At 69.4% G+C, this 12997-nt stretch carries 8 protein-coding genes; 7 read left to right on the top strand and 1 reads right to left on the bottom strand.

Annotated features, from left to right (window positions below):
• The first annotated feature begins 171 nt into the window (after positions 1–171).
• The 6 genes from eccE (at position 172) to AB0H78_RS22645 (ending at position 10541) form a co-directional block, all read left to right on the top strand.
• Complete coding sequence (eccE, locus tag AB0H78_RS22670; RefSeq protein WP_363236315.1) at positions 172–1470, top strand: type VII secretion protein EccE; 1299 nt, start codon at positions 172–174, stop codon at positions 1468–1470.
• Positions 1470–2297, top strand: a complete 828-nt coding sequence (locus AB0H78_RS22665; RefSeq protein ID WP_363236314.1) for a hypothetical protein — start codon at positions 1470–1472, stop codon at positions 2295–2297. Before eccE ends, AB0H78_RS22665 begins: the two co-directional genes overlap by 1 nt.
• A 308-nt stretch (positions 2298–2605) precedes the next feature.
• Entirely contained in the window at positions 2606–5308 is a 2703-nt protein-coding gene (locus tag AB0H78_RS22660; RefSeq protein ID WP_363236313.1) for an SCO5717 family growth-regulating ATPase, read from the top strand.
• A gap of 173 nt (positions 5309–5481) precedes the next feature.
• Positions 5482–6210, top strand: coding sequence for a WXG100 family type VII secretion target (locus AB0H78_RS22655; protein ID WP_363236312.1), 729 nt, complete (start codon positions 5482–5484; stop codon positions 6208–6210).
• Positions 6207–9995 carry a DUF6531 domain-containing protein gene (locus AB0H78_RS22650; RefSeq protein WP_363236311.1) on the top strand — a complete coding sequence of 1263 codons (3789 nt, stop codon included), beginning with the start codon at positions 6207–6209 and terminating at the stop codon, positions 9993–9995. Before AB0H78_RS22655 ends, AB0H78_RS22650 begins: the two co-directional genes overlap by 4 nt.
• Before the next feature lie 6 nt (positions 9996–10001).
• Complete coding sequence (locus AB0H78_RS22645; RefSeq protein ID WP_363236310.1) at positions 10002–10541, top strand: barstar family protein; 540 nt, start codon at positions 10002–10004, stop codon at positions 10539–10541.
• Positions 10542–10627: 86 nt separating this feature from the next.
• On the opposite strand, the gene AB0H78_RS22640 is transcribed toward AB0H78_RS22645, so the two are convergent.
• Positions 10628–10858 (bottom strand): DUF397 domain-containing protein, encoded by a 231-nt coding sequence (locus tag AB0H78_RS22640; protein ID WP_363236309.1) that lies wholly within the window; start codon positions 10856–10858, stop codon positions 10628–10630.
• Between the two features lie 267 nt (positions 10859–11125).
• On the opposite strand from AB0H78_RS22640, the gene AB0H78_RS22635 reads away from it, so the two are divergent.
• Positions 11126–12994 (top strand): ABC transporter substrate-binding protein, encoded by a 1869-nt coding sequence (locus tag AB0H78_RS22635; protein WP_363236308.1) that lies wholly within the window; start codon positions 11126–11128, stop codon positions 12992–12994.
• The last annotated feature ends 3 nt before the right edge of the window (positions 12995–12997 follow it).

Raw genomic sequence — 12997 nt, 5'->3', positions numbered from 1 at the left:
GCAGGCCCCTACTATGCCCTGCCCGCTTGCCCCTGCGAGGTGCCGGGGGTTGTACGGTGACCATTCGCATGCGTCTCTTGCTTCACATCTGCGAGCGACGCGGAGGACCCAGCGAGGCCCCAGCAGAGGGTCGCTGAGAAGGCACCGCTTCGGAAAGGGATGTCCCGGGGGATGACCAGCGCTACCCGCTCTCGACGTGATCGCCGCGCACCACAACCGGCACCGGCACCGACCCCTCCGGCCCCCTCGGCCGCGTCTCCGCGCACCTTGCCGAGGCCCGGCGGCATCGGCCCGCTCCGGCTTCAGCAGCTCGTGCTGCTCGAGGTTGCGGCCGCTCTCGTGGTCGGCGCCTGGGTCACCGAAAAGTGGCTGCTCGCACCCGCGGTCGTGGTGGCCGCCGTGCTGCTGCTCTTCGCGGTGCTCCGGCTGCACCACCGTCCGCTCGTCGAGTGGTACGACACGACCCGCGCCCTCAAGCGCCGCCAGCGCGCGGCCAAACTGCCTGTTCCGCCGGGTACGGAGCCGTGGCTGGCGCCCGCCGTGGAATGCGATCCGGCCCTGCGCACCTACAGCTTCGTCTCGCGCGACGACCGCTCGATCGGGATGATCGGGGACGGCACCTTTTTGACGGCCGTCCTTTTCGTCCAGCCCGGTGACGAGCCGCTGCGGCCGTCCGTCGGCCGGCGTCAACTGCCGCTGGATCTGGTGCAGGAGGCCCTTGAGGTCGACGGCATCAAGCTCGCCTCCGCGCAGGTCGTCCAGCACACCCAGCCCGCGCCGGCCCCGCATCTGCCTCCGCAGTCGGTTGCCGCGCGGTCGTACGCTCCCGTGCAGGCGCAGGCCGGTTCTCCCGCGCTGCGGCTGACCTGGGTCGCGCTCAAGCTCGACCCCGAGCTGTGCCCGGAGGCCGTCGAGGCCCGTGGCGACGGGGTGCCCGGCGCCCAGCGCGCGCTGCTGCGCGTCGCCGACCAGTTGGTCAGCCGGCTCGCGGGTGCGGGCTTCGAGGCGACGATCCTCGACGAGGCCGAACTCGTCCAGGCGATCGCGACGTCCAGCTGCCTCAACCCGCGGGCCAATGCCCAGCGCGGACAGAACGGGGGTCCGGCGCAGCGCCGTACCGCCGAGTCCGTACGCAACTGGCGCGTGGACGACCGCTGGCACTCCACGTACTGGATCTCGAAGTGGCCGCAGCTCGGCCAGGGCGGGATCGCCCTGCCGCAGCTGGTCACGCAGTTCACCTCGATGCCGGTGCTCGCATCGACCTTCTCGATGACGCTCAGCCGGGCGGGCAACCGCGGCACGTCGCTGACCGGCCACGTCCGGATCACCGGCCGCGGCGAGGACGAACTCACCAACATCCGCCAGGAGCTGGAGCGCTCGGCCAACACCGCCAAGGTCGGCCTGGTCCGTCTCGACCGGGAACAGGTGCCCGGAATGCTCGCCACGCTGCCGCTGGGAGGTACGTACTGATGTCTTTCTCCGCTCCCGCTCCCGCCCCTCCGGAGCAGCGCAGGCCCGCCCACGTGGCCGCCCCGGGCGACACCGGGCTGATCCCCGTCTTCCAGCCGCCGGAGGCCGCCCCGCAGCAACGGCGCATCTTCGCCCCGGGGTTCGGACTCCGCGGCCCGCGCCGCAACCGTCATCTGATCGCCGCCGAGGAGATCTCCGCGATCTCCCTGCCGATCGGCGACGACGGCGTGGTCATCGGTACGGACACCGAGAACATGCCGGCCGTACTCGGCCTGGCGCGGCCGACCCGCTTCGACGTCGTACTCGTCGGCGGTCTGTGGATGTCGCAGGTCCTCGCGCTGCGCGCCGCCGCGACCGGCGCACGCGTCGCCGTGGAGACCGGCCGCCCGCAGGCGTGGGCGCAGCTCGCACAGGTGGCGGGTGGCGGCCAGCAGTGCGTCACCGTCTACCCGGTGGGCCAGGTGCCCGCCCAAGGGCCGTCCGTTTCCAGCCCTGTTGTCCTGATCCGCGACTGTGGTGTGCGTCCGCCGCGCGGGCGCGTCTCGTCCCTGCCGTGGCAGGCCGTGGTGACCGTTCTGCCGTTTATCGGTGAGTACGGACCGAGATGGCTGTCCCAGGCGAATCTGGTCGGGATCCAGCGGATCTCCCCGCAGGAGACCGTTCTCGTACGGGAGACCCTCGGCATTCCCCAGTCCGATCTGGAAGTACTGCCGACGCTCTCCGACAATGTGGCGCTCTGGTCGACCCGGAAGCACCGTAAATACGTCATGACCACGCCCACCGACGCGGAAACCGGGCTGCTCGGGACCGCTCGCCGGCTCGACTGAGCCGGCGGCCCCGGGGACTCGGCCGGACTCAGCGGGACCCGGCCGAGTCCGGATCGTGTCCGGTGAGTCCGGATTGAGGACTACATCACGTGTCCACGGAGGCCTGAGAAAGCTTAGGCTCTTCTGGTGATGCGGTGACGTCGTGGGAGCGTAGGCCGAACCCTATTTGCCCGATTCGCTCCGGTACTTCACGCGGTGTCCGCCCTCATCACCCGGGGCGGCGCGCTTGTCCGGCCGGGGTCCGGGGGTCGTTCCCCGGGAAGACGCAGCATCACGGCGCATGCAGCAGTTGACCAGGAGGCAGTGCAGTGAGCAGGGACCGTTCCGAGTACAGCGGAAGCCCGTCCCCGGACGGCGAAGAACGCGATGTCGACCTCACCGGTGAGTTCGAGATCGATTACGCGCCGGCTGCCTACATGGACTGGTACGGACAGACGAACGGCGCCGGCACACCGAGCGGGCCCTCGGGCCCGCCGCCGCCCACCGGCGCTCCGCTCGGCCCTCCCGGAGCGGCTCCGCAGGGACCGCCGGTGGCGCCTGCGCCGCCCGTCGCTCCCCAGCAGGCCGCGCCTCCCCAGCAGCCCATGCCCCCGCAGCAGCACACGCAGGGCGGGTACGGCTACCCGCAGCAGGGCCAGCAGCCTCCACAGCAGGCCGGCGGGTACGGCTACCCGCAGGCGGGCCAGCAGGTCCCGCAGCAGCCCATGCCTCCGCAGCAGATGCAGCAGCAGCCCGTGCCTCCGCAGGAACCCCAGCAGTTCCAGCCCGCCCCGCCCCCGCAGCAGGCCGAGCCGGTCCAGCAGTTCCAGCCCGCCCAGCCCCCGCAGGGCGCACCCGCCGCGGGGCAGCTCTCGCCTCCCGGGTTCCCGATCCTGCGCGCGGTCGACGAGGAGAACGAGCCCGCTGCGCCCGCCGCTCCCGAGCCCGAGCCCGAAGCCGTGGCGCCCGAGCCCGCACCGCAGGTCGTCGTGAACTACGCCGCCGCGGATGCCGAGGCGGCCGCCCTCTTCGGCAGCCCGGAGCCCGAGGAATCCGAAGAGGCTCCCGCCCCGGCCCCGGAGAGCACGCCAGAGCCCGAGCAGGTCCAGGCCCCGGAGAGCGCGCCGGAGCCTGAGCCCGCCGCCGAGCCCGAGCCCGAGGCCGCTGCTGTCCCGTCGCCGGCGCCGTCTCCCGAGACCGGGTCCGTCACGCTGCCCGAGCCCGCCCCGGAGGGTGCCCCCTACCCGCCGCAGGCCCAGGCCCAGGCCCAGGCCCCTGCTCAGCCCCAGGCCGCACAGCTGCCGCCGCTGCCGGAGGGCTACCAGCCTGTCCAGCCCGCGCCCGTACATCAGCAGCAGCCGATGCAGCAGCCCGAACAGGCCGCGCCCCAGAGCGGGTTCGGCCCTGCCCAGCCGATGCCGCAGGCCCAGCAGCAGCCCCCGCAGGGTGGGTACGGCTACCCCCAGCAGGGCCAGCCGCTCCCCCAGCAGCCCGAGCCCGGGTACGGCTACCCGCAGCAGCCCCTGCAGCAGCCGGTGCAGCCGGTGCAGCCCCAGGCGCAGCCGCCGCAACAGCCCCAGCAGCAACAGCAGCAGCAGCAGCCGGGTTACGGCTACCCGCAGCAGCCCCAGCCCGGATACGGCTACCCGCAGCAGCCGATGCCGCCGCAGGCTCAGCCCCCGATGCAGCAGCAGCCCGTACCGCAGCAGCAACAGCCTCCGGTGCAGCAGCAGCCCGCACCCCCGCAGCAGCAACAGCCGCCGCAGCCCGTCCAGCCCCAGCAGCCCCAGGCCCCCCAGCCCCAGCAGGGCTGGTCCGCGCCCACGGGCCCCCAGCCCGGCGGCCCCGGCCAGCAGGCCACGGGCATGCCGGCCGGCGCGCCCCTCGGCTACAACGCGGCGGTCGAGCTCTCCTCCGACCGCCTCCTGCGCAACCAGCCCAAGACCCGCAAGAACAACTCCGGCCCTTCCCGCTTCAAGCTCGGCGCGAAGAAGGAAGAGGAGGAGCGCCAGCGCAAGCTGCAGCTCATCCGCACCCCGGTGATGTCCTGCTACCGGATCGCGGTGATCAGCCTCAAGGGCGGCGTGGGCAAGACGACCACCACCATCTCCCTCGGCGCGACCCTCGCCTCCGAGCGCCAGGACAAAATCCTGGCGATCGACGCGAACCCGGACGCCGGTACGCTCGGCCGCCGCGTACGCCGCGAGACCGGTGCCACCATCCGTGATCTGGTCCAGGCGATCCCGCAGCTCAACAGCTACATGGACATCCGCCGCTTCACCTCGCAGGCGCCCTCCGGTCTGGAGATCATCGCCAACGACGTGGACCCGGCGGTCTCCACCACCTTCAACGACGCGGACTACCGCAGCGCGCTGGAGGTCCTCGGCCGCCAGTACCCGATCATCCTCACCGACTCGGGCACCGGTCTCCTCTACAGCGCGATGCGCGGAGTCCTCGACCTCGCCGACCAGTTGATCATCATCTCGACCCCGTCGGTCGACGGTGCGAGCTCGGCCTCGACGACTCTCGACTGGCTGTCCGCGCATGGCTTCGCGGACCTCGTCCAGCGCTCGATCACGGTCATCTCGGGTGTCCGCGAGACCGGCAAGATGATCAAGGTGGACGACATCGTCGCCCACTTCGAGACCCGCTGCCGCGCGGTCGTCGTGGTCCCCTTCGACGAACACCTCGCGGCCGGCGCCGAGGTCGACCTCAACATGATGCGTCCCAAGACACGCGAGGCGTACTTCAACCTCTCGGCACTCGTGGCCGAGGACATCAGCCGCGTCCAGCAGGGCCAGGGCTGGGGTGGCCAGCAGCAACAGCAGCAGGGTTACGCACCTCAGCAGCAGCCCCCGCAGGGCCAGCCGGGGCAGCAGCCCTACGCCCAGCCGCAGCAGGGCCAGGGCTGGGGAGCACCGCCCCCGCAGCAGGGCCAGCCCCCGCAGCAGCCTCAGCAGCAGCCCCAGCCGGGTCAGGGCTGGCAGCAGCAACAGCCGCCCGCAGGCCCGCCGTCGGGCTGGACGCAGTAGGCCACGGCAGAAAGCAGAACCCTCGAAGGGGCCGGCACCACGGTGCCGGCCCCTTCGGTGTGCCCGGACTTGGAATGCACATGACCGATTCCGAGCCCGCCGTTGAACCGTCCTTGAATCCGCCTTGACCCTCCCCTGCCACGCTGATGCGAGGGCTATCACGGGGGATTGCTGTGGCGATCGAACTGCCGAGTCAAGTGGTGTGGTTCCTCCAGCACATCGGCGTGAACTGGCCGACCGTCAACGAGGACAAGGTGCGTGAATTCGCCACGCACGTGCGGGAGTTCGGCACCAAGCTGGAGGAGACGCACCAGGACTCCACGGCGACGGTGAAGCAGCTGGCGGATGTGTACCAGGGGGCGTCCTACGAGGCGCTCCTGGCCAAGTGGGCGCAGCTCTCCGACGGCCATATGACCGAGATGATCCAGGCCTGCCATGTGGTGGCCGACGCGCTGGACATCGGCGCCGACGTCATCGTGGCGATGAAGGTCGAGGTGATCGCCGAACTGGTCATTCTGGCCGCGACGTTCGTGGCGGACCAGGCGGCGGCGGTGGCGACACTGGGACTGGCCGAGGCGGCCGTGGCGCTGATCATCAAGGCCGCGGAGGAGCTCGTGGACTACCTGGTCGAGCAGTTGGAGCAGTACATCATCGGGCAGGTGATCGAGGCCGCCATCGACCCGCTGGTGGAGGTGGTGAGCCGGGCGGTCGGCGGCCTGATGTTCCAGGCGGCGGAGTCGGCGCTCGGGGTGTCCGCGGACGGCCCTCCGGCCGGTACCGGCTTCGAGATCCACCACGAAGTGCTCACGCAGCGGGCCGAGTTGATGCATGGGCACGCCGAGAAGGTGGCGGGCCACGCGGAGATGTTCCGTACGAACATCTCGGGGGTGAGCTTCGAATGAGCAACCCGATCGTCAAGGCGCTGGAGCACGGTGCGACCAAGCTGGGCAAGACGCTGGGAGAGGACGCCGGAAAGGCCGTCAAGGACCTCTATCACTCGGCGGGCCACAAGCTGAAGAAGGTCGCCAAGGACACCGCGGAGACCGACACCAAGCACGCCCGCGAACTCGACAAGATCCTCAAGAGCGGCGAGAAGGACGTCCCGCACGGCCCGCACGCGGGCAAAGAAGGCCACTCGGGCACGAAGACCGACTCCAAGGGCACGGCACGCGAAAACCTCGACGACGACATCACGTCCCAGAGCCGCGAGCCGTCCGACCGTACGTGCAAGACGGACCCGGTGGACGTGGCCACGGGACGCATGGTGCTGCCCCAGACGGACGTCGTGCTGCCCGCACTGCTCCCCCTCGCTTTCGAGCGATTCTTCGAGTCCTCCTACCGTGCGGGCCGCTGGTTCGGCCCGACGTGGACCTCGACCGCCGATCAGCGCCTGGAGATCGACGCGGAGGGAGTCATCCACGTCGCACCCGACGGCGCCCTGCTGTGCTACCCGCACCCCGCGCCGGACGAGCCAACGCTGCCCGCGAAGGGAGCCCGCCGCCCCCTGGAGATCGACGAGCACGGCGAGTACACACTCACCGACCCCGCGTCGGGCCGCGTCCTGCACTTCGACGCGCCCGCGGACGGCCGGAACGGCATCGCACTCCTCGCGCAAATATCCGACCGCACGGGCCAGTGGATCACCTTCTCGTACGACGCCGAGGGCGCCCCGAGCACCATCACCCACAGCGGCGGCTACCGCCTGAAGCTCACCACCGAGGACGGCCGGATCACGGCCCTGCACCTCGCGGGTGCGGCGGAGAACGGTGAAGACGCGGAGATCGTGCGCTTCGGCTACGACGAGGCGGGCCACCTGGCCTCGGTCACCAACTCCTCGGGCACGCCCACCCGTTACGGGACCGACGCGCTCGGCCGTGTCACGTCCTGGACCGACACGAACGACTCGTCCTTCGGCTACGTCTACGACGAGCGGGACCGCTGCATCAGCCAGGGCGGCCCCGAAGGCCACCTGGCCAACACCTTCACCTACAGCGACCGCGACCCCGACACCGGTCTGACCACCACCGCGATCACCAACTCGCTGGGGCACACCAGCCGTTATCTGATCAATGCCGCGTGCCAGGTCGCCGCCGAGATCGACCCGGCCGGCGCGATGACCCGCACCACCTACAACGACTCCGGCGCGGTCGAGTCGGTCACCGACCCGCTCGGCCACACCACGCAGTTCGCCTACGACGGAGCAGGCCACCTGACGCTGGTGGTCCGCCCGGACGGCCACTACACCAGCGCCGCCCACAACGACCTCGGCCACCGCATCATCGTCGCGGAAGCGGACGGTTCGGTCTGGCACCACACGTACGACGAGCGCGGCAACCCCACCTCCCTCACCGATCCGACCGGCGCGCGGACCACCTACGCGTACTCCTCCTCGGGCCATCTGGCCTCGATCACCGACGCCCTGGGCGCGACGACCGCCCTGACCACCGACCGGGCGGGTCTGCCACTGACCCTCACCGACCCGCTCGGCGCGACCTCCTTCTCCGCGCGCGACGCCTTCGGCCGGACCAGGGCCGTCACCGACGCGCTCGGTCACACCTCGACGCTGACCTGGAGCGTCGAGGGCAGACTCACTTCGCGCACCGCCCCGGACGGCACCACCGAAACCTGGGCCTACGACGGCGAAGGCAACTGCACCCACCACACGGACCCGCTCGGGCAGGTCACCACGTACGAGTACACGCACTTCGACCTGCCGGCCGCCCGCACCGACCCGGACGGCGCCCGCTACACCTTCGAACATGACACCGAGCTGCGCCTCACCCAGGTCACCAACCCACAGAACCTGACCTGGAGTTACGTCTACAGCCCGGCGGGCCGCCTGATATCCGAAACGGACTTCGACGCCCGAACCCAGGACTACACCCACGACGCGGCAGGCCGCCTCGCCACGCGCACCACACCCCTGGGCGAGACCATCTCCCTCACCCACGACGCGCTGGGGAACATCACCACCAAGAACGCGGCAGGCAACCTCACCCACTACACGTACGACCTCGCGGGCCGCCCGGACACCATCACCGGTGTCGACGCTCAACTCCACTACGTCCACAACGCGTTGGGCCGGGTCACCGCGGAGTCCGTCAACGGCCGTACGATCGCCTACACCTACGACGCGCTCGGCCGCCGCACCTCACGCACCACCCCCACCGGAGCCCTCAGCCGGTGGAGCTACGACGCCGCAGGCAACCGCACCACCCTCACCACATCCGGCCGCACCCTCGCCTTCACCCACGACGGCCTCGGCCAGGAACTCACCCGTACCCTCGGCGACACCCTCACCTTCACCAGCACGTGGGACCCCCTGGGCCGTCTGACCGCCCACCACACCACCAACGCCCGCACGGAGACCCTCCAGCACCGCGCCTACACCTACCGGGCCGACGGCAATCCGACCGCCATCGACGACCGCCTCAACGGCCCCCGCCGCTTCACCCTCGACCAGGCGGGCCGTGTCACCAGCGTCAGCGCCCTCAACTGGAGCGAGACCTACGCCTACGACACCGCAGGCAACCAGACGCACGCCGACTGGCCCGACAACACACCCGCCGCCGAGGCCCGCGGCGACCGCACGTACACCGGCACCCGCATCACCCGCGCCGGAACCGTCCGCTACGAACACGACGATGCCGGCCGCACCACCCTGCGCCAGAAGACCCGGCTGTCCCGCAGACCCGACACCTGGCACTACACCTGGGACACCGAGGACCGCCTCACCACCTGCACCACGCCCGGCTCCGCACTCTGGCGCTACCTCTACGACCCGCTCGGCCGCAGGATGGCCAAGCAGCGTCTGGCCGACGACGGCCACACCGTCCTGGAACAGACCGACTTCACCTGGGACGGCACCACCCTCTGCGAACAGACCACGCACGGCCCCGACACCCGGCTGTCCATCACCTGGGACCACCAGGGGCTGAGTCCGCTGACGCAGCGTGAACGGCTCACCGCGGCCCATGCCCCGCAGGAGGAGATCGACGAGCGCTTCTTCACCATCGTCACCGACCTCGTCGGGACCCCCACCGAGCTTCTCGACGAGACCGGCGCCATCGCCGCCCGCACCCGCAACACCCTCTGGGGCAGCACGGTCTGGAACCGGGACGCCACCACGCACACCCCCCTGCGTTTCCCCGGCCAGTACTTCGACTCCGAAACCCAGCTGCACCACAACTACTTCCGCACCTACGACCCCGAAACCGCCCGCTACCTCACCGCCGACCCCCTGGGTCTCGCCCCGGGACCCAACCCCGCCGTCTACGTGCACAACCCGCACACCTGGAGCGACCCCTTCGGTCTGGCCGCATGCCATCTGCACGGCGGCGACACGGGAAGCCCCGGCGGCCCGGGGATTGTCCAGGGCCCCGCCCCGCAACACGCGGCGGATATGCTCGACAGGGTGAACGGCCGCACCGACGGGATAGGGAAAGTCCCCGGCTACAACGGAAACCAGAACTGGGGAAACAACCTGGACCAGCTTCCGGGCGGGAAGTACAAGGAGTGGGATGTGAACGCCAAATCAGACCTCCCCGTCTGCACCGTCGGAGGCTGCGGCAAGGAAATCAGAGGACCGGAACGCCTGTTGACGCCGAAGGACGGCGGCCCGGGACCCGCGTATTACACTCCCGACCACTATGGCACCTTCTATTACGTAGGCGAATTCACGGGGTGATCGACCATGGTTTCTTTCGATGCGAACAGCACACGAGGACCTTGGGTCATTTTTGGTCCGTCGGACGCGAAGGAGTTCCGCGAACAACTGGACGCCCTGCAGGCCGCAGGCGGTCAGGTGCACCATTTCCAGGCACGCGATCTTCTCACCGAGCGGGAACTCTTCCGGGTCTTCGCCGAGAAGCTCGAATTCCCCGGGTATTTCGGACAGAACTGGGATGCCCTGGTCGATTGCCTCGATGACCTCTGCGCGGCCGTCACGGGCGGCGTCGGCATGGCGGGAGTGATCCATGACGCCGACATGCTCGCCACCGCGGAACATCTGCGACTGTTCGTGTCGGTTCTCTGCCAGGCGGCCGATCGCGCCAATTCCGATGTCGATCTGGACGGCGACCCGCTCGATCGCCCGGCGATCGCGGAGCACTTCATCTTTCTCCTCGACGAGGCGGACGTCACGGATCTCACCGCCAGGATCGAGCATACGGACCTGGTCGTCACCGAAGAGGGACAATTCCTCACAGTCGCACTGAATCCCGACGCCTGGTAGGACGCCGACAGGCATACAAGAGGGCCCGACGCCGCACCGGCGTCGGGCCCCTGTCACGTATCGATGCGTACGCCTGCGTGAGGCGCCTACGTGAGGTCGAACTCCCCGTCGCGCGCGCCCAGTACGAAGGCCGTCCACTCGCCCTCCGTGAACCGCAGCACCGTCTCCGGGTCCGCCGAGCTGCGCATCGCGACCGCTCCGCCCTCCAGATAGGCGATCTCGACCTTTTCGTCCTCCGGACCACCGGGTGCGCTGACCCACTCGGCACCGCTGATGTCCATGGCGTACAGCTCGGTCTTCTCCTGCTCGGTCGCCACCGCGCTCACTCCGTTTCGCTTGCCTTGACGCACTGTGAGGACTGTAGCGCTCAACCCCCTGCCGACCGGCGTCACTTCCTCAACTGCTAAGCAATATTGGTGTAGACCACTGGAAGACCACACTGCTCCAACTTCACTCTCCCGTATGACATTTCCGCAGCCCAGGCAGGGTATGGACACCCGTTGACACGTCTAGACCACCGCTGATAAACCTTCGCTTCACCAGCTGGACGCCCCATGATTCACCTGACGCGAGGTCACCGCCCCATGGACAGAAGAATTACGCCCGGCATCACTCAGCAGCCCCGGAGCCGCCCACGATTCCGGCTGCTTCTGGCCACCGGAGCCAGTGCGTTCGCGCTCGCGGCAGCCGCCGCGACCCCGCTGAATCCGGCGCCCCAGCAGGCGCACGCCGCGGCAGCGGAGGACGGCGGGAAGAAGGTCCTCACCGTCGCGGTCGCACAGAGCGTCGACTCGCTGAGCCCGTTCCTGGCCACGCGGCTGACGTCCACCACCGCGCTCCGGCTGATGTACGACTACTTGACCAATTACGACGTCAAGGACGGGCATACGGTCCCGGGTCTGGCCACCGCCTGGAAGTCCTCGGCGGACAAGCTGACCTGGACGTACACGATCCGTAAGAACTCCAAGTGGTCGGACGGCCAACAGGCCACCGCCGACGACGCCGCCTGGACGTTCAACAAGATGATGTCCGACCCGGGCGCGGCCACCGCCAACGGCAGCTTCACGTCCAACTTCAAGAAGGTCACGGCGCCCGACCCCGAGACCCTCGTCGTCGAGCTGAAGAACCCGCAGGCGACGATGACGGCGCTCGACGTGCCGATCGTCCCCAAGCACGTCTGGGAGTCGGTCAAGGACTTCTCGAAGTTCAACAACGACCAGAAGTTCCCGGTCGTCGGCAACGGACCGTTCATCCTGACCGACTACAAGGTCGACCAGTACCTCAAGTTCAAGCCCAACAAGACCTTCTGGCGCGGTGCGCCGAAGTTCGACGAGCTCGACCTGAAGTACTACAAGGACAACGACGCGGCGGTCGCGGCCCTCCAGAAGGGCGAGGTCTCCTTCGTCCAGGGCCTCACCCCCGCCCAGGCCGCCGCCCTGAAGTCGGCGCCCAACATCAAGGTCAACGACGCACCGGGCCGGCGCTTCTACGCACTCGCCACCAACCCGGGCGCCAAGGCCAAGGACGGTACCAAGATCGGCAACGGCAACCCGGCGCTGCTCGACCCCAAGGTCCGCCAGGCCCTGTTCGCCGCCACGGACACCAAGACCATCATCGACAAGGTCTTCCAGGGGCACGCCGTCCAGGGCGAGGGCTACATCCCGCCGCGCTTCACCGACTACCACTGGAAGCCGGACGCGAGCCAGAAGATCGCCTACGACCCGGCGAAGGCGGCCCAGCTCCTCGATGACGCGGGCTACAAGAAGAACGGTGACGGCAAGCGCATCGGCAAGGACGGCAAGCCGCTGAACTTCCGCATCCTCTGCCACGCCACCGACCCGAACGACAAGGCCATCGGCAAGTACATGCAGGAGTGGTGGTCCAAGCTCGGCATCGGCCTCAAGGTCGACTGCCTGGACAACGTCTCCGACCCGTGGGTCGCCGGCGACTACGACCTGGCCTTCGACGGCTACTCGGTCAACCCCGACCCGGACTACGTCCTGTCGATCCACACCTGCGCCGCCCTGCCCGCGACGTCCAAGGACACCGGCGCCACCGACAACTACATCTGCGACAAGCAGTTCGACGAGCTCTACTCCAAGCAGGCCGTCGAGTACGACACGGCCAAGCGCGCCGACCTGGTCAAGCAGGCCGAGTCACGCCTCTACGACACCGGGTACATGAACGTCATGGCCTACCCGAACGCCGTCGAGGCCTACCGCACCGACCAGATCAAGTCCATCGACACCATGCCGCTGGCCGCGGGCAACATCTGGGGCCAGGACGGCTACTGGTCCTGGTGGTCGGCCGTCCCGGCCGGGTCCTCCGCCAAGTCCGACTCCGGTTCGTCCACGGGTGTCGTCGTCGGCATCGTCGCCGCGGTCGTCGTCCTCGGCGGGCTCGGGGGCTTCTTCGCCCTGCGCCGCCGTTCCACCGCGGGAGACCGTGAGTAACTG

The organism is Streptomyces sp. NPDC050738 (assembly GCF_040654175.1).
Taxonomy (GTDB): Bacteria; Actinomycetota; Actinomycetes; order Streptomycetales; family Streptomycetaceae; genus Streptomyces.
The sequence above is the reverse complement of the archived record's forward strand: the minus strand, read 5'-3'. Positions and strand labels throughout refer to the sequence as shown.

Bases quoted from the DNA above. Each gene is read 5' to 3' on its own strand.
- AB0H78_RS22635 (WP_363236308.1), top strand. From the start codon at position 11,126: ATGGACAGAAGAATTACGCCCGGCATCACTCAGCAGCCCCGGAGCCGC.
- AB0H78_RS22645 (WP_363236310.1), top strand. From the start codon at position 10,002: ATGGTTTCTTTCGATGCGAACAGCACACGAGGACCTTGGGTCATTTTT.
- AB0H78_RS22665 (WP_363236314.1), top strand. From the start codon at position 1,470: ATGTCTTTCTCCGCTCCCGCTCCCGCCCCTCCGGAGCAGCGCAGGCCC.
- eccE (WP_363236315.1), top strand. From the start codon at position 172: ATGACCAGCGCTACCCGCTCTCGACGTGATCGCCGCGCACCACAACCG.
- AB0H78_RS22650 (WP_363236311.1), top strand. From the start codon at position 6,207: ATGAGCAACCCGATCGTCAAGGCGCTGGAGCACGGTGCGACCAAGCTG.